The following is a 22,082-nucleotide window of genomic DNA, read 5'->3' as shown; positions in this document are numbered from 1 at the left end:
AAAAAACCAAATAAAGCAATAAATATGAATACTTTAAAATTCTAATAGTTATTTTAAATATTAATAGATATAAGAAAGATAGGATGGTCAAATTATGGATATGATTGGTAGTGTTTTTGAAGATAAGTATCAAATCCTTGATATTTTAGGACGAGGTGGAATGAGCACAGTTTATCTTGCAAAAGATATAAAGTTACAAAAATTATGGGCGATTAAAGAAGTTTCTATAAGCACAATTAATTCTAAATCAAATTTGATGGCCGAAACTAATATACTCAAAAAATTAGATCATCCCGCACTTCCAAGAATAGTAGATATAATTACAAAGGAAGATCGAATTTATCTAGTACTGGATTATATCGATGGTATTTCATTAGATATACAATTACAAGAAGTTGGGATAATTGAAGAAAAGACTGTAATTGATTGGGCTAAGCAAATTTGTGATGTACTTAATTACTTGCATTGTCTTAAGCCTAACCCTATTATATATAGAGATATGAAACCAGGTAATTTAATGCTTACTTCTCTTGGCAAAATTAAATTAATTGATTTTGGAATTGCAAGAGAGTATAAAGAAGAAGTATCTGCAGATACAACTTGTATTGGAACAAAGGGATATGCTGCACTTGAGCAATATGGAAGCCACCAAACGGACGCTAGGACAGATATTTATAGTTTAGGTGTTACGTTATATCATTTATCTACAGGCAGGGGTCCTAATGATCCACCTTATGAGATCAAGCCAGCACGAGAGATAAATCCATTGCTTTCCGAAGGGTTTGAATATATAATCTCAAAATGTACACAGCAGGACCCAACGCTTAGATATCAGTCCGTTAAGGAACTTATTTATGATTTTGAAAATATACGTAAACTAAATTCAGTTTATAAAAGCATGGTAAGAAAAAAAATGATAAAAGTATATGTTGTGATGTTTTCATTTGTAATATCATGCATTTTTATTTTTATTGGAGCTTTTGGTATAAAACAAGAAAATATTAAAGAATATAATAGTATCAGTGAAAATGGACAAGCTTTAAAAGCACAAGGAAAATATGATCAAGCGATTACAACCTTTAAGTTAGCTATTGAAGAAAACAAGAATAGGCCAGAAGCATATGTAGATATTGGGAATACGTATCTTGAAGATACAAGACTTGAGGAAAATCAAAGATTGGAAAAATGTATCAGCTATTTAATTGATGATGTTATGCTAAAAGATTTAAAAGTTGCTGATGATGAAGAAATATTAGAACTTATGGGAACTACGTCTTTTAAAGAAAAAAATTATAAAGAAGCCTATAAATATTTTGGAAAGATAGAAAATCCGGTTGATAAGGCTGTGCCATATTACAAAGCTACAGCTCAGGTACTTGGGTATAATCAGAATTCAACTAAGGATGTATTAAGAATAGTAGCTAATCTAGAAAATTATAATGAGACTATCCCGGATGTAGACACGAGAATAAGAGGTTACATGGATTTATCAGATATATATTTAAATAATTTAAATGTATATCCAAACAGCTTTGATATGATTATTAAGCTTTTAGAAAAAGCGAATTCCTTAGTTAAGGCAACTGGAAAAGGAACAGCAGATTACAAGTTGTACGCAAGACTAGGAAAAGCATATAGTGATAAAGGAGATTCTATTGGCGTAAAATCTGCTAAATATATTACTTTAATGAAAAAAAGTCTAGAATATTATAATTTAGCATTAGATAATGGTTTTAACAAGATAGATGGATACTATTCTATTGGAAATGCATATGAAGAAATTGGTGACTATAAGAATAGTGAAAAAACATTTAAAAGAATGATATCTGTTTTTCCAGTTGATTACCAAGGGTATACTCAATTAGGATTACTTTATTATAATGTTGAAATTCATAAGCCGACTCTAAAGAAAGATTACACTAAAGTGAATACTTATTATAAACTAGCTTTAAAAAGATATAATCGATCAACAAATGACTATGGATTTGGTTTGCTCGAAAGTCGTATAAAAGAATTGAAAGCTACAAAGTCGATAAAATAAGAGGGCGAATATGTGGATAAAAATTTATATATAAGATATATAATACTTCTAATTATCGGATGTTTAGGAGCAATAGCAAGTATCGTTATTGGAATATATATTTACATTAAGGAAGATTTGAATGAATACATAAGTTTCAGCTTTTTAACAAAGTTAAAATTAAAGAATAGATCTGATAAACAAAAAAAAGAGGGTTTAGTAGCACAATCTACTCGATTAGCGATTAAAGCTCAAAAAAATATTAAGGAAAAAGAAGAAGTAGAGGATAATACCACATTATTAGATGAGGATACTACATTATTAAATGAGAATACTACGTTATTAGATGATGAGAAAATGAATTAAATCATATGATAATGTATGTGTAAGAGTCTCCAGTGGGGGCTCTTTTTTAGTTGATATTGATAATTCTTAGAAATTTATATTTGCAAATTAAATATTAAAAACATGAAAACAAATAATTAATCATATTATATCTATAAGCTCTAGTAGGAGGAACATCTGTGTTTTTCATAAATTGTTTATTAGATATGATTGGAAATGTTACATTTTTAACAGCTTATATAACTGGTAATAATTCATTTCCTCAACCACTAAGTGAGGAAGAGGAAAAATATTATTTAACAAAGTTTGCGGAAGGTGACTTATTAGCCAAAGCAACATTAGTTGAACGAAACTTGAGATTAGTTGCACATATAGTAAAAAAATATTCTTACCCAGGAAAGGATGTAGATGATCTTATATCGATTGGAACTGTGGGACTTATTAAGGGTATAGATTCATTTGATATGAATAAGGGAATAAGACTGGCAACTTATGCTGCAAGGTGCATAGAAAATGAAATACTCATGCTAATTCGGAGTAATAAAAAAATAAAAGGGGAAGTGTATCTGCAAGATCCTATTGGTACGGATAAAGAGGGAAAAGAGGTGTCCCTTATGGATGTATTACGTAGTGAGGAAGATTCTGTTATTGATATAGTAGAAAATAAAATACAAATTAAAAGGCTTTATAGTAAGATAAACCTAGTTTTGAAAGATAGAGAAAAAGTAATAATTCAAATGCGGTATGGATTACTTGATGGTAAGCCTCGAACACAAAGAGAAATAGCAATAATACTTGGGATCTCAAGGTCATATATTTCTAGAATTGAAAAGAGAGTACTTAAGAAGCTGAATAAGGAATTAGGCAGTAATAACAATTCGGTGTAATCAAAGCAAAATGATAGAGAATATTATAAACAAATAGAAAATTATGTTATCTACAAAAGATTGGTGTTTTTGTATTCAAAAACATGATATTATGTATTAGTAATACCCTATATTACTATATAGGAAGAGAGATTATATTAAATAAAACATATTATATAAACAATGCCCAAAACAGTATACAGAGAGGATGAAAAATATGTTATACGGATATGCAAGATGTTCAACAGATAACAGTAAACAGGATATAGGAATGCAAGTAAGCAAATTAAGAGAATTAGGAGTCGTTAGTGATAAAGTATATTTAGAGTTTAATAAGCTATTAGATAAAGTTATTGAGGGAGATACAATAGTTGTAACGCAAGTTAGCACAATAACAGATTCGACTATACAATTATGTGAAATTATAGAACTTGCTAGGTCTAAAAAAATTAAATTGGTCTTAGGTGATTTTGTAGTTGATTTTACCAAAAAAGCAACTGAAGGAAGTTTAATTGGAATACCTTGCATTAATAGATAATAATGTTCTAGTAAAAATAAATCCATGAATAAAAGGGGGTAGTAATATAATATTACTACCCTAATTTATTTAAGAAAGTAACTGAATTACAAGTGGATTTACCTTCCTACTGTCATATTTACCTTTTAGTTTTGGCATAATAGCTTTCATGACTTTACCCATGTCACCTTTACCCTTGAAACCATTCTCAGTAATAACTTCTGTAATAATTGCTTTTGCTTCATCTTCAGTAAATTGCTTTGGCATATAAAGTAAAAGCAATTCAATAGATGTTTCTGATTCAGATATGACTTCTGCATTATTAGCTTTTTTTGCATAGTCTAGAGTTTCATGCAATTGTTTAATTGTCTTTTCAATAATATTTACGAGATCGACTTCTTCAATTTCCTTCTTTGAATCCATTTCTTTAGTTTTAACGTCAGCCATTAAAGTTCTTAAAGTAGTTAGTCTTATTTTATCCCTACTCTTCATATATTTAATAATATCGTCTTTTATTGTCTGTTTTAACATATGTATTTACCTCCTAATGATTTAGTATAATTACAAAAATATTGTTGTTTTTGCAAAAGCATACTGTATAGGTACATTATACTCTTATCGTAGAGGAAGGTCATATATATTTTATTTATCAAATATTCTTTTGAAAAGTCCTTTTTTTCTATGGAGGACTTCTTCGGCTAATGCTTTAGCCCTTTGTCTTTCAAGAGAGTGTGTTAGTGTATCAAGCAATTGGATATCGTGTTCTTTAATGGTTTCAGGTAAGGATAACACAATTTTATTTTTTTCTTGTTCTTGTTTAAAAAGAACCTGCGTATTTTCTAATAGTTTATTAATATCATAAAGTTGTCCGTCTTTTACATTTAATTGTTGTTTTATAAACTCAATGTCATTTTTAAGTGTTTCAATCATATCTTCTTTTAATAAAGTTACTACGTTTGATGCAACTACGGTAGCTGCAACTTCTGATTCAGCGGTTTGATTGTATTTTAGACATTGTTTAATTGCATCTAGTCCTTTTTCATCTACACAGGTTTTACCATTGTGTGTTATTAAAAAGGGTTTTACTTCGGGTAATTTCATTTTAGCATATGCAGTAACTTTACTTATATTTAAATGCTTAGCAATTTTAAATGCATCATAAATCATTGTATGCGCCTCCTAATTATATATAGAAAGTATTCTCCAAATATTTCCAAATACCTCTTTTTTAAAAATAAATAATTAAAGTTAATTAGAATTTTGTTAAATTTAATAAAGCCTAAACACATATAAATTTATATGTGTTTAGACTTTTACTTTATTTTTTCTTTCATTTTGATTTTCAGAAATATAAACATTATTTTAAGTCAATGATATGAGTTGTAAAAGAGGGTTTATTATTATGCATCATAAAGTGAGATGCTAGAAGTCTTTTTCCAGAGGGACTCCATTTTACTGAATCAGAAATATACTGAATATCTACAGCAAGTTGTACTACTTTATAACTTTTTACATTAACTACAAATAATCCAGCGTCACAATTGTTTTCTGATGCAACGGTATAGGCAAGTTTAGATCCATCACTAGACCAACTTGTACCCATAATCTGTGTACCTTCAGCAAAGGTTTTAAGTTTATTTCCGAGCAGGTCACTTAATATAAGTGATCTATTTGTATTAGAATTATGTTTAACTAATGCAAATTGTGACTGATTTGGGGAAGGTATTAACGAATTTACTCCGTCGCTCAAAAGTATTTTATTACTGGAGTTGATTTCTTGTTTATATAGTTTTTCTCCTATAATATAGTATAAATCATTTTTAATTTTTATAGTGTTTGAAGTTATGCCTTTGACCTTTGTTAATAAGGAAATATTTCCTTTGACACTGGCAGTGTAAATCTTACTTTCTGGAAGTGTACTAAATATAACATTATCATTGTCTATCCATTGCCCATCGGTAGGAGAAATGTTATCACGATTTGTAACTTGTATTTTATGTTTTGTTTTAATATTAAGAATAAAGCCTGTTAAGTTCTCTATACCTTCTTTATAAAATATATGCTTTCTATCTGGAGATAAAACAGCATTACCCATGCTTTCTTTTGAACCAAGAATTAATTTATCCTCATTTGTTTTAAGATTATATAAATATAAATTTTGAGGATATACCATCCCACTATCAGTAAAAACTTTGGGATAGGTTTTATTTTCCTTAGAAATTAATATAGTGTCATCATCTATCCATTCAAAAGCACGTATATCATTTATAAGATCAATTTTTTTTAATGCAGGTTCATTGTAGGTTGAAATATTATCACCTTTAATCAGTGTGATTTCCTTTCCTCCAGCATCTATTGTTTGCCGACTTGTATCTGTGTTTTGAGAAAACTTTGAAAAAGCAACTATGAATATAATGCCGATTATAATTAGAACAATTTTTTTATTTAGCATATTTAATGCTCCTTTTTAGTACCTACTCTAATTACCTCAGCTTTTACCTGATAACTATCATTTGAAATTAGTTCGTGGTTAATAACATTACCGTTTTGAGTTGTATCTTTATATGTTCTTACTTTGTATCCAATCAATGGAAACTGCTCTTGTACAATACTGCCAACAGGAAGGGAAGCGTCGTCTATATACTGTGTAGGTCCCGGATTAACAGCAGCATATATATCATGCACTAGGGTATAAGATTTATTTGTTAAACTTGAATTAGAATAAACATTAAATGTTAGTATTTTATTGCTTACAATACTCTCAATAAAAACAGGATATCCTAGGGTGTTAGTAAATTTATAGTCTAAATTACCCCAATCTACGGTTGCATCCATACCTAAAGGTATATAAGTTGACGGTATAGAATGATGATTCCTTTCAGTAGATTTAATGTTTGCCCTAATTATTGCATTATATAATGCAGTTGATACCTGACATATTCCGCCACCATAATCTGAACTTACTTTGGTACCAATATCAACGGGTGCTGGCTGATAACCTTTGGCTGCTGTTCGTTTTCCAACTGTTCCATTGAAACTAAAACTTTCTCCAGGCATTAGAATAGTTCCGTTAATGCTATTTGTTGCAAGGGTTATATTAGTGGACCTGCCATACGCCGAAGTTCCAAAATTAGAAGAGAAACTTGAAAGTTTTGTGTTAACTGTTTGAAGTTTTTCGTTTGTTACACTTGCTAAAACAGTTTTAATCTCTGCATTTACTAAAATATCCGGAGAGTTTATGTCACCATTTATTTTACTTATAATTTCCTTTTTTAGTTTATCATCCATAAGTGTATAACCTTTTTTATCAGGTGTAATAACAAAATAATTACCGCTCCTATAAATACTTGCATTTTTAGGGTTACTATTAATTTCTTTTTTCATATTAGCAATAAGATCTGATAAAGGTTTAGAATCGTAAGTGAATTTCATATTAAGTAGTTTGCTTTCAGGCTTTCTAATTAATTTATATTTTTTGTATAATGATAAATCTTTACCGTAATTAAAAGCCTCATTAACTACTTCATCAACATTATATTTTGCACTCATCTTTGCAAAATTCAATGAATAAGTTTTCTGTGGTGTTTTAATATTTACATTTTTCTTTAATAGGGTGGATTGATATTTTTGCGATACCATATCTTTTGCCTGCGCAAGTGTTTTTCCGGATATATCTAAATCACCAATTTTAACACCTGGGTATACAAGACTTGTCCATTTCTTTGTACTATAATTAATATAGGCATAAAAACCACTTACCCCTAAAAATACTATTAATAGTATAATTATCATTATTTTTACATTTTTTTTCATAAGTTTTATTATTCCCCCATATTCTGTTAAGTTTTATTGTATAAACATATAATATCAGTATATTATTTCAAAAGTATACACGTTTGTTTCCAAATTGTATATTTTATAATAAATGAGGAAATGTTATTTTTATAGCAGTTCCTTCTTCTTTAATATTGATAAGTTCTATAGTGCCCTTTTGCATCTCAACCAATTTTTTTACAAGGGCAAGTCCTAGGCCTATTCCACTAGTTTGCCTAGATCTTTCTTTATCTACTCTGTAGAAAGGTTGGAATATTTTATCTTTTGACAAATCAGGTATACCAATACCTGTATCCCGTATAATGATGCAAACTTTGTCATCTTCTATATAGTTATTTACAAATATTTTTCCATTTGGATTGTTATATTTAATTGCATTATCCAATATGTTAATAAAAATCTGCATTACACTTTCATGGTCACCCAAAATATAAGCTTCATTAAGATCAGGAAACATTGTTAATTCAAATTTTTTAGCTTTTACATTAATACGATCACAGATGCCTTTTAGTAGTTCCATAATTTCAATAGGTTCTGCACTTAATTCAAAATCGTATTTTTCAAGGGAAGAAAGATGAAGTGCTTTTTCTATCATTTCTAAAAGTCTATCTGTTTCTTTTCTGATATTTTTCTTTGCATCTTCTAGAAGCAATGGATCATCAGTGTACATTTCTATTAAGTCAACATAAGCCCTGATAATAGTTAAGGGTGTTTTAAACTCGTGAGTTATGTTTCCAATAAAACGTTTCTGCTGCTGCTCTAATAATTTAAGCTTTTCGACTGCATATCTTAGCTGATCGTGCTCCTTATCCATAGTTTTAATATTTTCTTCAATTCGGCTATACATGAAACATATGCCTTGCTCAAGGTCTTTAAGCTCATCACTTCGTTTTAATATCTGTACATGCTTAAAGCCACCTATTTTTATTTCATCTATATGTTTTTTTAGTTTTAAAATATCGCTTACTATACTGTTAAAATATATATATCCAATGATATAGCTAAGCACAAATACTAGGCTTCCGATATACACAAAAATCATAATAATTTTTTTTATAAAATTTATATTTTCTTTTAGAGGGTATATAAACTCAACGACAGCTATTTGTCCATTAATATTACTTATGGGAGCAGAATAATAAAGAAAGTCATCACTTACCTCATATGCAACTTTGTTTTTTGCGGCATATGGAATAGTAGTATTTATAATATTATGTGAACCCATAGGAAATGAATTTCCAACTTCTGTACCTTTCATATTGTACAAGATTACTTGCATACCACTTAATGTTTCAATTTGTTTTGCTAAATCTTGACCTTTATTTTTAAGAAATTCATTGCTCTCTACATTGCTATATTGTGCATAAGATTGATTAATATAAAGATTTGCTACTTTAGATTGTTGGCTAAGTAGGCTTTCATGATGAACTTGTTGTTCCTTTTTAACTTCACTTAAAACTAGTAGGCTAAGCATACCAACAGTTAGTAGCAGAAGGCCTGCAAGAAATAGATTAGATTTAGTTCTTATGCTAATTCGCATGTATTCCTCCTGATGCTCTATAGCCAACCCCATGAACGGTTTGTAACATTTCTTCGTGTGGAACTCCTAGTTTTTGTCTTAATCTCCTCATATGAATATCTACTGTTCGAGTACTTCCAATATAATCACTACCCCAAACAAGGTCTAGAAGCTCATCCCTTGAATATACTCTATCAGCATGAGATACAAGTGCAACTAAAAGATCAAATTCTTTGGGGGTTAAATCTAGTGGGGTACCTTCAATCATGGCTTTTCTCTCAGGTATTTTGACCTTTAGTTTTCCAAGTATCAAAGCTTCTTTAACAACAACTTTTTCAAGCCGCCTTACAAGTGAGTTGACCCTTGCCGTAAGTTCACGCATATCAAAAGGCTTGACTATAAAGTCATCAGCTCCTAGCTCAAGTCCCAAAATTTTATCTACTATGTCACTTTTGGCTGTTAGCATAATTATACCAATCATTGTTCTATCTTCTATTCTTTTAATAACTTCATAACCGTTTAATTTTGGCATCATAATATCCAGTATTAAAACAATAGGATGAAAATTATTTATTTTCTTTAAGGCTGATTCACCATCATATGCAACTTCCACATTAAATCCTTCACGTTTTAGGGCATAGGCGATAGTGTCTGCAATTCTAGCTTCGTCATCAACTACTAATATCTTCTTATACATTTTCATCACCAAACCTTTTATGTTCATTTATCACATATTGAAATTATATCATAGTTACATAGATCAAAATATTGTTTAATATTAAAACTTTTTAAATAAAAAAAGCCTGAAAGACAATAAATTATCTCTCAGGTTCTTTTAGCTATGATATAAGAATATCATGGAAGTAAATTACCGGCGGCCCTGTATATTTCATACCATTCTTCTCTTGTAAGTTTAACTTTAGACGCCATACAAATATCTTTTAGACGTTTGTGGTTTGTCGTTCCAACTATTGGCTGGATGTTAGCGGGATGCCTAAGAATCCAAGCAATAGCAATAGCTGTATTTGTTACCCCATAAGTAGCTGCAACCTCGTTTATTTTCATGTTTAATTCTGGAAATTTGTCATTATCTAAAAATACACCTTCAAATGTTCCATATTGGAAGGGTGACCATGCCTGAATATTTATATCTTTTAAGCGACAATATTCCAAAATACTTCCATCGTGAACAATGGATGAACTATTTTTCATATTTACATTAAGCCCAGAGTCAATCATACCAGTGTTTGTTATACTAAACTGTAGTTGATTAATAACGATTTTGTTATGCAAGTATTTATTGAGTAATTCAATTTGCATTGGATTTTGATTACTTACTCCAAAATATTTAACTTTGCCACTACTATGGAGAAGCGATAATGCTTCTGCAACTTCTTCAGGCTGCATAAGTGTATCAGGACGATGTAATAGTAGTATATCTACGTATTCTGTCTTTAGACGTTTTAGGCTGCCGTCTACAGCAGTTAGAATATGCTCTTTTGAAAAGTCAAAATATCCATCTCTTATACCACATTTAGTCTGTAAAATAAATTTTTCTCTTGTTGTAGGGTTCATATTAACAGCATCTGAAAAAACTTCCTCAGATTTACCGCCACCGTAAATGTCTGCATGATCAAAGAAATTAATTCCTTCATCCAGGGCAGTATTAATAAGTGTAGATGCATCAGTTTTAGAAAGGGCATTTATTCTCATACATCCTAGGCCTATTTCGGAAGCACTTATAGCGCCATTACCAATGTTTATTTTTTTCATAATTTACACCATCCTTTATAATTTTTAGATCATAATCTTACTTTTCAAAAAGTTTTTAAAACGTTTCCATAACTTTTAAAAAGAAAAGCTTACATAATTATATTATTTATTTTCTATAAAAGCAATTTTACAATGACATAAAATCGCTTTTATAGAAAAATTCTAATTAATACGATTAGTGTAAAATTAAAGTGTAACTTACAAATAAATTGAAATAAATAAGAAAATGTTGTAAGATTCAAGCAAAGGTTAATGTATGTAATCGTATGCTTTAAAATTTATTTAACAGAAGGGAATGATGGTTTATATGACAGAAAAATTAGTGTATAAGGATGAAAATTTAAGTTTTGAGAAACGTGCTAAGGATATAGTATCAAGAATGACATTATTTGAAAAGGTTAGTCAAATGACTTATAATTCTGCTGCGGTGCCAAGACTTGGTATATCATCTTATAATTGGTGGAATGAAGCACTACATGGCGTCGCAAGGGCAGGGGTTGCTACAATGTTTCCACAGGCTATTGGAATGGCTGCAACCTTTGATGAGAATTTAATTTATAAGGTTGCTGGGGTAATCTCAACTGAAGGAAGAGCTAAATATCAAGAATCTCAAAGAAAAAAGGACCACGATATTTATAAGGGATTAACTTTTTGGTCTCCGAATATTAATATATTTAGAGATCCAAGATGGGGACGTGGGCATGAAACTTATGGTGAAGATCCTTATTTAACAGGTAGATTGGGCGTAGCTTTTATTAAAGGGCTACAAGGTGATGATAAAAAATATATGAAGGTAGCTGCTTGCGCAAAACATTTTGCGGTACATAGTGGTCCGGAAGCAGAGCGTCATAGCTTTAACGCTGTAGTTTCTAAAAAAGATCTTAGGGAAACCTATCTACCAGCTTTTAAGGATGCCGTTAAGGAAGGTAAAGTTGAAGCGGTAATGGGTGCATATAATAGAACTAATGATGAACCTTGTTGTGGGAGTAAGATGCTTTTAAAAGATGTTCTCAGAGAGGAATGGGGTTTTAAAGGACATGTAGTTTCAGATTGCTGGGCAATAAAAGATTTCCATGAAAACCATAGAATCACTAGTAATGCTGTAGAATCAGTAGCTCTTGCTGTGAATAATGGTTGTGATTTGAATTGTGGTAATATGTATTTGAATGTTTTACTTGCTTGCAAAGAAGGACTAGTGGCTGAAGAAACAGTTGATAAATCTGTTGTTAGGCTTATAACTACTAGAATGAAACTCGGCATGTTTGACGATCAAGGAAAGGTTCCTTATGCAAGTATACCTTATGAAGAAAATGATTCAAGTGAGCATAGAGAATTTGCTTTAAAGGTTTCAGAAAAAACGATGGTTCTATTAAAGAATGAAAATAATATATTACCTCTTAATAAAGATAATATTAATTCTATAGCAGTAATTGGACCCAATGCTAATAGTCGCGAAGCATTAACTGGAAATTATTTTGGTACGGCATCAAAATATGTAACGATACTAGAGGGGATTCAACAAGCTGTAAATCCTAATACTAGAGTTTATTATTCAGAAGGTTGTCACCTATTTAAAGATAAGGTGGAAGATCTTGCTATGAAAAATGATAGAATATCAGAAGCAATATCAGTAGCAGAAAGATCTGATTTGGTAGTTATGTGTCTTGGGCTTGATGCAACCATTGAGGGAGAAGAAGGCGATGCTGGTAATATATATGCATCAGCTGATAAAAATGATTTAAATCTTCCGGGACTTCAACAAGAACTATTAGAAGAAGTATATAAAACAGGAAAACCTGTTATTTTAGTTCTTGCATCAGGAAGCGCACTTGCAGTTAACTGGGCGGATGAACATGTACCTGCAATAATAGAGGCATGGTATGCAGGGGCAGAGGGAGGAAGCGCTGTAGCTTCATTAATTTTTGGAGGGTTTAGTCCAACAGGAAAATTACCTGTAACTTTTTATAGAACAACAGAGGAACTTCCAGAATTTATTGATTATTCCATGAAAAATAGAACTTATAGATATATGGAAAATAAAGCACTTTATCCCTTTGGTTATGGGCTTAGTTACACTAAGTTTAAGTATACAAACCTTATAAAAAGTAAGGATGAAATAAAATCAGGTGAAACATGTCAATTTAAAATAACAGTAAAAAATATTGGGCAATGTGAATCTGAAGAAACTGTTCAGTTATACTTAAAAGATGTAGAAGCTAGTGTGATTATACCAAAATATGAATTAAAAGGAATTAAAAAGATTAATCTAGAACCTGGACAAGAAGGGATATTAGAGTTTGAATTAACACCAAGACAAATGGCGATTATAGACAACGATGGGAATTGCATTCTTGAACCAGGCGTATTCGAAGTTTTCGTGGGAGGGAGTCAGCCAGATGATAGAAGTGTTAATCTTACAGGTACAGATGTGCAAAAGTGTTTTTTTGAAGTAAAAGGAGAAACATTACAACTAGAATACTAATTACACACTTATATAATCGTGAAATTTATTATTATTGTGATATTTATATTCAAAATTATAGAGGGAGTTGAATTATTATGGCATATGCTATGAATCCTATTTTAAGAGGATTTAATCCAGATCCATCTATTCTAAGAGTGGGAGAGGATTATTATATTGCAACTTCCACCTTTGAATGGTTTCCAGGTGTACAAATTCATCACTCTAAGGATCTTGTACATTGGAAACTAATTTGTCATCCATTGGATCGTATTTCACAATTAAATATGATAGGTAATCCAAGTTCTGGTGGAATTATAGTTTTGCAGGAATTGTTCTTCAGGAATATTCACTAAAAGAGCAAAAATTGATTGGAGAATCCAAAAATATTTTTAGAGGTACTCATCTTGGATTCACAGAAGGCCCGCATCTATATAAATATAATGGATTTTATTATCTTCTTGTAGCCGAAGGGGGAACTGGCTATGAACATTCTGCATCAATGGCTCGTTGCACGACCATTGATGGAGTTTATGAGATAGATCCTAAAACGCCGATAATAACTTCACAGTATAATCCTGAACTTTTAATACAAAAATCTGGACATGCAAGTATTGTAGACACACCTGATGGAGAGTGGTATATGGTTCATCTTTGTGCTCGTCCACTTGGGAAAGAACGGATGTGCATTCTTGGTCGTGAAACTTCTATACAAGCAGTGCAGTGGCGTGATGGATGGTTATCTATGAAATATAGCGATAACACACCTGAGGAAAAGGTGGAAATTCCACATGCTTATGAGGATGGAGGACAACTGATAGATTTTGTAGAAGATTTTGATGATGATATATGGAGCCTTCATTTGCAATCTCTAAGAATTCCATTAGGCACGTCTGCATCACTAAAAAAAAGGCGGGGGTATTTGCGTTTATATGGTGGTGAGTCAATGTCTTCTCATCATCATCAAAGCTTATTGGCTCATAGACAACAACATTTTCATTTTATTGCAGATACGGTAGTAGAGTTTAATCCAACCACATTTCAACAAATGGCAGGTTTGATTTATTATTATGATAATATCAGTTATTATTATTTGCATATAACGTATGATGAAAAACAGGGAAAGACCCTAAATTTACTTTCATCTGTTTTAGGAAATACTACTTATCCAATTGGACGTGGGATTTCGCTAGGGGATGTAACATCAATTTACTTAAGACTTACCTGTTATATGGAAAATGCACAGTTTTCATATTCTTTAGATAGAAAACATTTTTTTGATGTAGGACCAATTTTGGATGCCACTGTCTTATCAGATGATTATTATGCTAAAATAGGTGAATTTAGATTTACAGGAGCTTTCATTGGGATATGTTGTCAGGATTTATCTGGACAAAAAAAATATGCAGATTTCGATTATTTGAAATATAAAGAATTAGAAGTCTGATACCAGTATATTGTTAATGACCTTTTTATATAAAAAACAGAATATATAAAATGAATATCAAAATTTCATAAATATTTAATTATTTATGAAATTTTTGAGTATTTAAGGAATCCATTATCTATATTTAAAGATATAAGCCCTGTTTCAATTAAATATTCAACATATGAACTTAACATTCGCTCGATTAGGGTATATTTATATTTATTGCTAATATTAATATTAAAATTTTCAATAACAACCTTTAAAATATCTTGCATTGTCATAGCTCCTTTTATAAGAGTATATATTGCTGTTGCTCGACTTTTATAGAAATGTATATTATCAGTTATAAGCTGTGTGATATCATTATATACACCTTTATGTGCTACTATGTATTTGTTACATTTTAAGTCGTAAAGTTTTGTTTTGCTTAATAAATCCTCTGTTAGTATATAAGCATAGGGCATTTTAGAGCCATTCATTACTTCGTGGCTTATAAGTGCATCTCCGATATATGCAACATCATCTGGAGTAGTTATGCATATATGTGCAGGACTATGACCTGGTGTATGGAGAATCTTGAAGGTTGTACCATATATACTTATAGTCTCTTGATTATCAAAAATCATAATATCCGTGTGACAAACCATATGTCCAAAATGAAGCGCAACATCAGATAATGTTTGATTACTGTAATAAAGTTTTAGGTTAACGACTGAACTACAAATAAGAGATTCATAGGCTGGCATTGCGATAATGGATTTATGCTTTTTCTTTAAAAACGTATTATTTCCTATATGGTCAACATGAGCATGACTGCATATTATAGCAACCACATTAAAGTTGTTCTTTTCTAATAATTCATCAATACCTTGTCTTTGTCCTTTTGCCCATCCAGAATCTAACATAATTATTTCTTTGTCATTAATTTTATAAAATGGTATATATGTCATGCCTGTAGTAATGCAGAATGTATTTCCTTTAATCCTTATTATTTCCATATATTTCATTAGTGAAAGAGTGCTTGCTTTCAAACACACATTTCACTAAATATTCACTTCCTTTACTGTATACTTAATACTATTTTTTTGATAATTCAACAAGTGTACATCCCTCTATTGCGTGTATTCCATTTATACTGCAAAATTCAAGTATTTCAGGACTCTCAGCCCCCGGTTGAATTAGTACTCTCTCTATTTTTAATACGCACGCTTCCTTAATAATATTAATGCCTTTATAGGGAATAATACATAAATTTAAAACTTCTACCTTGTATGGTACATCACTTAACTTGTTATAAACACCTCTGTGTTCAACAGAGGGATTTACACCTACAGCATTAAAACCATAAGTTTTAAGGGAATTCAATATTTTATAAGCATATTTTGATGGATTTAATACATCACCAACGACAACCCAGTTTTTATAATTTAAAAGTTCATTTGCTTTCAATTTTATCATCTCCTAGTAAAATATAATACATATTTATTATTATTACCACAATATATTAAAATTATTTTTAATATAAATAGGCTACAATTATATTTTTAAAAAATTTTGAAGTATTAATAATGCAGAATAAATAATATTAAGGGCATTATAAGTCGCATGAGGGGGTAATAAATAAAGTTTTGTCTTATATAACCGATATACAATTAGAAAAGATTAAAACTATGTTAATAGGCAATAAATATGGAATGGGTGATAAATATGAAACTTTCAGCGAAATTATTTAGAATAGTGTTATTAGTAAGTTTAATTTTAATTGGTTTTCTTTATATAATTTCAAAATCATTTTTCCTTGTGAAGGTTACAGTGGAAAGAAATATTTTTAAAAAGGCAGAAAATACAATGGATTTCTATTTTTTTATTGTACTTATTACTTTAATAATATTCTCTTTAAGTATTTTTATATTAATACATGTGTTTGTTGTAAGGAAAATCAAAATTATAAACTCAGTAGTTGAAAATGTACATAATTCCTATGATGTATTTCCAAACATAATATTAAAAGGAAACGATGAAATTTCTGAGCTTGGGTCTAAATTTAATGATATGTTCAAGAGACTAAAAAAATCGGATGAAACTATTATATCACTTGCAAATTATGACACTCTTACAGGGCTTACAAATAGGAAAAAGCTGCTAGAGAACATTAGAGATTTGCTTGAAAATGAAAATGAAAATGAAAAGCTAGCAATTTTCTTTATAACTTTAGATAAATTCAAGGCTATAAATGAAAGCTTTGGTCATCAAGTAGGGGATATAGTTCTTGCGAAAGTAGCAGAGAGACTAGAGTGCAATACTAAAAAATCAAAGGACATAGTAAGTAGGATTGGCGGTGATGAATTCATTGTAGTTATAAGGCATTTAATTTCAGCGTCAAGTGTAACAGAAATTGCAGAAAAAATTGTAAAATCATTAAGTTCTGCTTTTACATATAATGAAGAGTCATTATATATTGGGGTAAGTATTGGTATTAGTTTATTTCCACTGCATGGAAATGATGTAGACACTTTAATAAGAAATGCAGACTTAGCTATGTATGAAGTTAAAAGCAGTGGAGGACATGGGTACCTTTTATATAACAACATCATGAATTATAACAATAAACTTATGTTGAAAACGGAAAAGAACTTAAAGAGTGCTATGGAGAGAAATGAATTTATAACGTATTATCAGCCTATTATAAATTTGGAATTGATGAAAGTTTTGAGTGCAGAATCTCTTATAAGGTGGAAATGTAGAGATGAATTTATTCAGCCTATTGGATTTATTTCAATTGCAAAGAAAATAGGTAAAATGGTAGAAATCGATAATTGGATGCTTAATAATGCTTGTATTCAGTGTAAAAAGTGGCAAAATGAAGGAGCAAAGGATTTTAGTGTATCAGTAAATACATCATATAAACAATTAATACAAGAAAATTTTGTTCAATTAGTAATGGATGTATGTAGAAAGCAGTCCTTAGATCCTAAGTATATAAATCTTGAAATTACTGAGGACGAGGCTATGGAGGACATTAATTTAATAATAAAAGTCCTTTTAGAGTTAAAATCTAAAGGAATAAAAATCTCGATGGATGATTTCGGTACAGGGTATTCATCTCTTAGTTGGTTAAGTAAACTTCCTATTGATACTATAAAAATAGATAGATCACTTATAACAAATTTAGATAATAACTCTAAAAATATAGCTATAATTAAAGCTATAATAGCAGTTGCAGATACTTTGGATATTAAGGTTATTGCAGAAGGAATTGAAACAGAAACGGAATTTTCCACATTAAAGGAACTTGGGTGCCAGTTTATTCAAGGGTATCTAATTGGAAAGCCAATGCCTTCCTCTGATTTTCAGCATAAGTTTATCATATAATTTAGCTTGATTTATATTTATATAAAAGTAAATTGTATATTTATCTCAATAAGACATAAATATAAGTTATAATAAAACAATCGGTTTTAGAGTGATTTAGCGACACAATTGTGGTACTTCATAATGATTTCAAAATAGTTCGAACACATATTATTGAGGGGGATATACAACATGAACAAAATGTATTATCTGTTGATTTTTATACCTATGAGTATTCTAATTCACTTTATGCAAATAGGGGGGCCTAGTATACAGTTTTTAATAACAGCACTTGCTATAGTTCCTCTTGCAGCATTACTCGGAGCAGCGACTGAGGAATTATCAAAGTATACAGGAGCTAAACTTGGCGGGTTCTTAAGTGCTACATTCGGGAATGTAACTGAACTGATTTTATCATTTTTTGCATTAAAGGAAGGCCTATTCGATATAGTTAAAGCTTCTATCGCAGGATCAATGATAGGTAATGTATTATTAGTATTGGGGCTAAGCATGTTTATGGGAGGTTTAAAAAATAAAACACAAAAGTTTGCTAAAGAAGGTGTAAATGTTTCTGTAAGTTTACTTACTTTAGCTGTAATAAGTTTAGTTATACCTGCAGTATGCACAGGAAATTTCAGTACAGCAGATTTAAACCCAGTGAATTATGAAAATCTTAGCGTAGTTATAGCAATAGTAATGCTTATAGTATATTCTTGTAGTTTGTATTTTGCATTTTTTACGCATAAAGATTTATATGGGGTGGATCATGAAGTTTCAAAGAAAAAGTGGAAGCAATCTACAGCAATTGCGATTTTATTAATTGCAACAGCATTTGTAGCTATTGAAAGTGAATTATTAGTTGGAAATATAGAACCAATGACAGAGCAATTACATTTATCTAAATTATTTGTAGGACTTATAATAATACCGATTATAGGAAATGCTGCAGAGCATGCAACGGCAGTAACTATGGCTATAAAAAACAAAATGGATATTGCAATAGAAATTGCAATAGGTTCAAGTTTGCAAATAATTTTGTTTATAGCTCCAATATTAGTTTTAGTAAGTTTATTATTTAAACCTATGGCACTAATATTTAACACATATGAAATAGTGGCGTTAGGTGTAACGGTGATTATAGCAAACAAAGTTTGTAATGATGGTGAATCTAATTGGTTAGAAGGCTTACAGTTAGTAAGCGTTTATATAATACTTGCTGCAACATTTTTTGTAGTTTAGAAATATTGCTTAGGAAATAATATTAAAAAAAGAGCTCAAAAATGGGCTCTTTTTTATGTTTAAAAACAAAAATCTATAGGTATATTTTTAGATTTATGTAGAACATTATATTAAGGATGTAAAATATAGTTTAGGGAGGCAAAAATATGTCAGTTAATGATAAAACTTATGAAATTATAATTACGCAGGAGGGCCTTGATACATATAGAGGTTCCAATATTAGTGCAAGTACTATGGGCGAATATTTAGGTATAAATAGTGTTATGACTGATTTTGAGTGGGATGAAGATGTAAACAAAGGGGTAATTCTTTATGCTAAAGTTGTAGAGAATGTTGCAGCTGAGGATGCAATAGCTGAACTCGAAGGGGTTGAGTTTATTGAGAAGGTAGAGGAAAGTGAATTTTAATATACATATGGGAAAGTTATTAATATATAATAGTTAAAATTTAATAAAATAGAAGGAAATAATTTTTATTTATAGAAGGTTATAGATAGAGGTGTATTAATATGAAAAAAAAATTAATATTAAAAATACTCGATGAATTAGACAAAAACAACAAAATTATAAGTAAAGAAGAAATAGAAGTTGATGATGAGCAATATGGACAAATTTTTGATATTATGCTGGAAGCTAAACTAATTTCAGGAATAGATGTAAAAAGAATTGGAATAGAAGAAAAATATAGTATTTCAAAGAACCATCCTAAGATAACTTTGAAAGGGATAGAATATTTAGAAAAAAATACTCGGAATTGTAATAATATCGTAGAGATTATTAGCAATCGTCCAGGTGAAATGGTAATTGACAAAAATTCATTAAATATTAATCGAACATATTAGTATAAATAATGATATCTTCGATTAGTATTAAGAAACAGGTATAAGTAATAAATTTATTTATTGCTTATACCTATTTTTTATAACCATTTTTTCTTATTGAAATATATAATTTCACAAAAAGATATGAAAAACATTATAAATATAGTAATAAAATAGCTATATTTAGCATGCAATTCAGGCATATTTTGAAAGTTCATTCCATAAATACCTGTAATTATTGTAAGTGGCATCATAACAGTAGTAATTATAGTTAGGATTTTCATAACTTTATTCATGGAATTTGATAATTGTGAAGAATAAAGTTCTAAACAAGATGTAACCATCTCATGATCAGATTCAATTAAATCATATATGCGAAGTGCGTGGTCGTATATATCAGTGAAATATACCCTATATTTTTCAGTTATAATATCATCATGACGAAGGAGAGTATTTAAAACTTCTCGCAGAGGAGAAACAACTCGTCTAAGCTTAATTACATTTTTTTTAACTTTCATAATATTGTTAAGTGTATCTTGAACTGGGTTGTTCATGGATTCTTCTTCTAAAAAATTAATTTTTTCTTCAACTTTGTCAGTTACAACAAACAATTGGTCTATTGCATCATCAAGGATATTATATAAAACAAAATCACTTCCATTAGATACAATTTCTAGTCCGTTATTTATGTCATTCATAATTTTCTTTATGGATCTATTTTCACCATAATGTATTGTTATAATATAATTTAAACTAATGTATATATAGATATTATTATAAGAAAAAGCGTTGTTAACATTATTATCTGTTGTGGAAATAATTAAAAAGTGATAATCATTATAATCGTTTATTTTAGACCTCTTAGCTTTATGTATACAGTCTTCAATAGTGAGATGGTGGAAATTAAATTTGTTTTTCAAAAACTTAAAATCGTTAGCAGTTGGGTTACTAATATTAAGCCAAAACATTTCGCCTGTATTTAAATCTTTTGAAAATGTTTTTTCTATGTCATTAAATTCATGTACTTTATTATTAATATATGTAATCAATAAAATCTCTCCCTTTAATGAAGTGTCGTTTATAGAAATATTAAATTCATTATATAATACTATTGATATACCATATATTATATATGGTAAAATAACAAATAGATATAATGTATTCACAAAGGAGATTTAAAAATGATTGAAATTATTGCAGCGACGATAGGGGATGTAAAAACAATTGAAAAAAGTGGTGCTGATAGAATAGAACTAGTTAGTGCACTATCAGAAGGAGGACTTACGCCCAGTTATTCTCTAATAAAAAGAGCAGTGCAAAGTGTTAAGATACCAGTGAATGTGATGATAAGACCGCATGGGAAATCATTTATATATACAGATGAAGAAATTGAACTTATGGTAGAAGATATTACAATTGCAAAACAACTAAATGTAAATGGTGTAGTATTTGGGGTAATAAACAAGAATAATGAAATATGTTTGCCTTCTTTAGAGAAACTTTTAAAAGCTTGTGATGGCATTGATGTAACATTTCATAGGGCTATTGATGAGATGCTAGATCCGGCTAAAGGTATAGAAGTTTTAGCATCATATTGTCAAATTAAAAATGTTCTTACATCAGGTGGCAAAGGTGATATACTTAAAAATATTCCAGTCATCAAAAATATGGTAGAAAAATCAAAACATATTAACTTGATAGTTGGAGGTGGATTAACTTTTAAAAATATTAAAGAGATTATGGAGAAAACAAAGGCACCTGCATATCATTTTGGAACTGCAGTAAGAAATGATAAATCGATGTTTGGAGAAATAAATACAGAAAATTTGAGCTTATTAGTTAATGAAATAAACAAGGGGCCGTCTCAAAATAGAAAGTAATTTCTATTGCGAGATGGCTCTTTTTTTC

22 protein-coding genes are annotated in these 22,082 nt (G+C 29.8%); 12 read left to right on the top strand and 10 right to left on the bottom strand.

The genetic code is table 11. The annotated features are described in order from the left end of the window. The first annotated feature begins 94 nt into the window (after positions 1–94). From Q0649_RS05165 to Q0649_RS05150, 4 genes are all read left to right on the top strand, one after another. Positions 95–2,041, top strand: coding sequence for a serine/threonine-protein kinase (locus tag Q0649_RS05165; protein ID WP_298838343.1), 1,947 nt, complete (start codon positions 95–97; stop codon positions 2,039–2,041). Between the two features lie 12 nt (positions 2,042–2,053). Beyond that, positions 2,054–2,386, top strand: coding sequence for a hypothetical protein (locus Q0649_RS05160; protein ID WP_298838341.1), 333 nt, complete (start codon positions 2,054–2,056; stop codon positions 2,384–2,386). A 158-nt stretch (positions 2,387–2,544) separates the two neighbouring features. Beyond that, a complete protein-coding gene (sigK, locus tag Q0649_RS05155; protein WP_298838338.1) occupies positions 2,545–3,252 on the top strand; it encodes an RNA polymerase sporulation sigma factor SigK in 708 nt (235 codons plus the stop codon). Positions 3,253–3,448: 196 nt separating this feature from the next. Further along, positions 3,449–3,769 (top strand): recombinase family protein, encoded by a 321-nt coding sequence (locus Q0649_RS05150; protein ID WP_298838335.1) that lies wholly within the window; start codon positions 3,449–3,451, stop codon positions 3,767–3,769. Positions 3,770–3,838: 69 nt separating this feature from the next. Here the strand turns inward: Q0649_RS05150 and Q0649_RS05145 are convergent, their stop codons facing one another. The 7 genes from Q0649_RS05145 to Q0649_RS05115 form a co-directional block, all read right to left on the bottom strand. Continuing rightward, positions 3,839–4,279 (bottom strand): GatB/YqeY domain-containing protein, encoded by a 441-nt coding sequence (locus tag Q0649_RS05145; protein WP_298838332.1) that lies wholly within the window; start codon positions 4,277–4,279, stop codon positions 3,839–3,841. A gap of 111 nt (positions 4,280–4,390) precedes the next feature. Continuing rightward, the gene (locus Q0649_RS05140; RefSeq protein ID WP_298838330.1) at positions 4,391–4,915 is read right to left on the bottom strand and encodes a hypothetical protein; all 525 of its coding nucleotides are present in this window, start codon (positions 4,913–4,915) and stop codon (positions 4,391–4,393) included. Between the two features lie 190 nt (positions 4,916–5,105). Further along, positions 5,106–6,200, bottom strand: coding sequence for a hypothetical protein (locus Q0649_RS05135; RefSeq protein WP_298838328.1), 1,095 nt, complete (start codon positions 6,198–6,200; stop codon positions 5,106–5,108). Between the two features lie 2 nt (positions 6,201–6,202). Beyond that, positions 6,203–7,561, bottom strand: a complete 1,359-nt coding sequence (locus Q0649_RS05130; RefSeq protein WP_298838326.1) for a VanW family protein — start codon at positions 7,559–7,561, stop codon at positions 6,203–6,205. Positions 7,562–7,664: 103 nt separating this feature from the next. Beyond that, positions 7,665–9,122 carry a cell wall metabolism sensor histidine kinase WalK gene (locus Q0649_RS05125; protein ID WP_298838323.1) on the bottom strand — a complete coding sequence of 486 codons (1,458 nt, stop codon included), beginning with the start codon at positions 9,120–9,122 and terminating at the stop codon, positions 7,665–7,667. Beyond that, a complete protein-coding gene (locus Q0649_RS05120) occupies positions 9,112–9,804 on the bottom strand; it encodes a response regulator transcription factor (protein WP_367179350.1) in 693 nt (230 codons plus the stop codon). Before Q0649_RS05120 ends, Q0649_RS05125 begins: the two co-directional genes overlap by 11 nt. A gap of 152 nt (positions 9,805–9,956) precedes the next feature. Continuing rightward, a complete protein-coding gene (locus tag Q0649_RS05115; protein WP_298838320.1) occupies positions 9,957–10,874 on the bottom strand; it encodes an aldo/keto reductase family oxidoreductase in 918 nt (305 codons plus the stop codon). A gap of 307 nt (positions 10,875–11,181) precedes the next feature. Between Q0649_RS05115 and Q0649_RS05110 the strand changes: the two genes are divergently transcribed. The 3 genes from Q0649_RS05110 to Q0649_RS05100 all read left to right on the top strand — a co-directional run bounded on the left by Q0649_RS05110 (position 11,182) and on the right by Q0649_RS05100 (position 14,782). Then, positions 11,182–13,356: a glycoside hydrolase family 3 C-terminal domain-containing protein gene (locus Q0649_RS05110; protein ID WP_298838318.1), complete on the top strand. Its 2,175-nt coding sequence runs from the start codon at positions 11,182–11,184 to the stop codon at positions 13,354–13,356. Between the two features lie 77 nt (positions 13,357–13,433). After that, complete coding sequence (locus Q0649_RS05105; protein WP_298838315.1) at positions 13,434–13,691, top strand: family 43 glycosylhydrolase; 258 nt, start codon at positions 13,434–13,436, stop codon at positions 13,689–13,691. A gap of 11 nt (positions 13,692–13,702) precedes the next feature. Continuing rightward, positions 13,703–14,782: a family 43 glycosylhydrolase gene (locus Q0649_RS05100; protein ID WP_298838309.1), complete on the top strand. Its 1,080-nt coding sequence runs from the start codon at positions 13,703–13,705 to the stop codon at positions 14,780–14,782. A gap of 83 nt (positions 14,783–14,865) precedes the next feature. Here the strand turns inward: Q0649_RS05100 and Q0649_RS05095 are convergent, their stop codons facing one another. Together Q0649_RS05095 and Q0649_RS05090 are read right to left on the bottom strand one after the other, a co-directional pair. Further along, on the bottom strand, positions 14,866–15,762 hold the full coding sequence (locus tag Q0649_RS05095; protein WP_298838306.1) for an MBL fold metallo-hydrolase: 897 nt from the start codon (positions 15,760–15,762) through the stop codon (positions 14,866–14,868). A 79-nt stretch (positions 15,763–15,841) separates the two neighbouring features. Continuing rightward, positions 15,842–16,213 (bottom strand): CoA-binding protein, encoded by a 372-nt coding sequence (locus tag Q0649_RS05090; RefSeq protein ID WP_298838304.1) that lies wholly within the window; start codon positions 16,211–16,213, stop codon positions 15,842–15,844. Positions 16,214–16,471: 258 nt separating this feature from the next. Between Q0649_RS05090 and Q0649_RS05085 the strand changes: the two genes are divergently transcribed. From Q0649_RS05085 to Q0649_RS05070, 4 genes are all read left to right on the top strand, one after another. Continuing rightward, positions 16,472–18,136, top strand: a complete 1,665-nt coding sequence (locus tag Q0649_RS05085) for a bifunctional diguanylate cyclase/phosphodiesterase (RefSeq protein WP_298838302.1) — start codon at positions 16,472–16,474, stop codon at positions 18,134–18,136. 171 nt (positions 18,137–18,307) lie between these two features. Then, on the top strand, positions 18,308–19,354 hold the full coding sequence (gene cax / locus Q0649_RS05080; RefSeq protein ID WP_298838300.1) for a calcium/proton exchanger: 1,047 nt from the start codon (positions 18,308–18,310) through the stop codon (positions 19,352–19,354). Between the two features lie 146 nt (positions 19,355–19,500). Continuing rightward, positions 19,501–19,761 carry a hypothetical protein gene (locus Q0649_RS05075; RefSeq protein ID WP_298838298.1) on the top strand — a complete coding sequence of 87 codons (261 nt, stop codon included), beginning with the start codon at positions 19,501–19,503 and terminating at the stop codon, positions 19,759–19,761. A gap of 101 nt (positions 19,762–19,862) precedes the next feature. Beyond that, entirely contained in the window at positions 19,863–20,195 is a 333-nt protein-coding gene (locus Q0649_RS05070; RefSeq protein ID WP_298838295.1) for a YjcQ family protein, read from the top strand. 77 nt (positions 20,196–20,272) lie between these two features. Here the strand turns inward: Q0649_RS05070 and corA are convergent, their stop codons facing one another. After that, on the bottom strand, positions 20,273–21,223 hold the full coding sequence (gene corA, locus Q0649_RS05065) for a magnesium/cobalt transporter CorA (RefSeq protein WP_298838292.1): 951 nt from the start codon (positions 21,221–21,223) through the stop codon (positions 20,273–20,275). A gap of 132 nt (positions 21,224–21,355) precedes the next feature. On the opposite strand from corA, the gene Q0649_RS05060 reads away from it, so the two are divergent. Beyond that, the gene (locus Q0649_RS05060; protein WP_298838289.1) at positions 21,356–22,054 is read left to right on the top strand and encodes a copper homeostasis protein CutC; all 699 of its coding nucleotides are present in this window, start codon (positions 21,356–21,358) and stop codon (positions 22,052–22,054) included. The last annotated feature ends 28 nt before the right edge of the window (positions 22,055–22,082 follow it).

Source organism: uncultured Clostridium sp., assembly GCF_937920395.1.
Lineage (GTDB): Bacteria > Bacillota > Clostridia > Clostridiales > Clostridiaceae > Clostridium_AD.
Note: the sequence above shows the minus strand (reverse complement) of the source record. Positions and strands in the feature narration are given on the sequence as shown.

Coding starts and splice junctions, on each gene's coding strand:
- Q0649_RS05145 (WP_298838332.1), bottom strand. CDS start 4,279: ATGTTAAAACAGACAATAAAAGACGATATTATTAAATATATGAAGAGT.
- Q0649_RS05105 (WP_298838315.1), top strand. CDS start 13,434: ATGGCATATGCTATGAATCCTATTTTAAGAGGATTTAATCCAGATCCA.
- Q0649_RS05095 (WP_298838306.1), bottom strand. CDS start 15,762: ATGGAAATAATAAGGATTAAAGGAAATACATTCTGCATTACTACAGGC.
- Q0649_RS05075 (WP_298838298.1), top strand. CDS start 19,501: ATGTCAGTTAATGATAAAACTTATGAAATTATAATTACGCAGGAGGGC.
- Q0649_RS05060 (WP_298838289.1), top strand. CDS start 21,356: ATGATTGAAATTATTGCAGCGACGATAGGGGATGTAAAAACAATTGAA.
- Q0649_RS05140 (WP_298838330.1), bottom strand. CDS start 4,915: ATGATTTATGATGCATTTAAAATTGCTAAGCATTTAAATATAAGTAAA.
- Q0649_RS05070 (WP_298838295.1), top strand. CDS start 19,863: ATGAAAAAAAAATTAATATTAAAAATACTCGATGAATTAGACAAAAAC.
- Q0649_RS05130 (WP_298838326.1), bottom strand. CDS start 7,561: ATGAAAAAAAATGTAAAAATAATGATAATTATACTATTAATAGTATTT.
- Q0649_RS05135 (WP_298838328.1), bottom strand. CDS start 6,200: ATGCTAAATAAAAAAATTGTTCTAATTATAATCGGCATTATATTCATA.
- Q0649_RS05115 (WP_298838320.1), bottom strand. CDS start 10,874: ATGAAAAAAATAAACATTGGTAATGGCGCTATAAGTGCTTCCGAAATA.
- Q0649_RS05165 (WP_298838343.1), top strand. CDS start 95: ATGGATATGATTGGTAGTGTTTTTGAAGATAAGTATCAAATCCTTGAT.
- cax (WP_298838300.1), top strand. CDS start 18,308: ATGAACAAAATGTATTATCTGTTGATTTTTATACCTATGAGTATTCTA.
- Q0649_RS05120 (WP_367179350.1), bottom strand. CDS start 9,804: ATGAAAATGTATAAGAAGATATTAGTAGTTGATGACGAAGCTAGAATT.
- Q0649_RS05150 (WP_298838335.1), top strand. CDS start 3,449: ATGTTATACGGATATGCAAGATGTTCAACAGATAACAGTAAACAGGAT.
- Q0649_RS05110 (WP_298838318.1), top strand. CDS start 11,182: ATGACAGAAAAATTAGTGTATAAGGATGAAAATTTAAGTTTTGAGAAA.
- Q0649_RS05125 (WP_298838323.1), bottom strand. CDS start 9,122: ATGCGAATTAGCATAAGAACTAAATCTAATCTATTTCTTGCAGGCCTT.
- Q0649_RS05085 (WP_298838302.1), top strand. CDS start 16,472: ATGAAACTTTCAGCGAAATTATTTAGAATAGTGTTATTAGTAAGTTTA.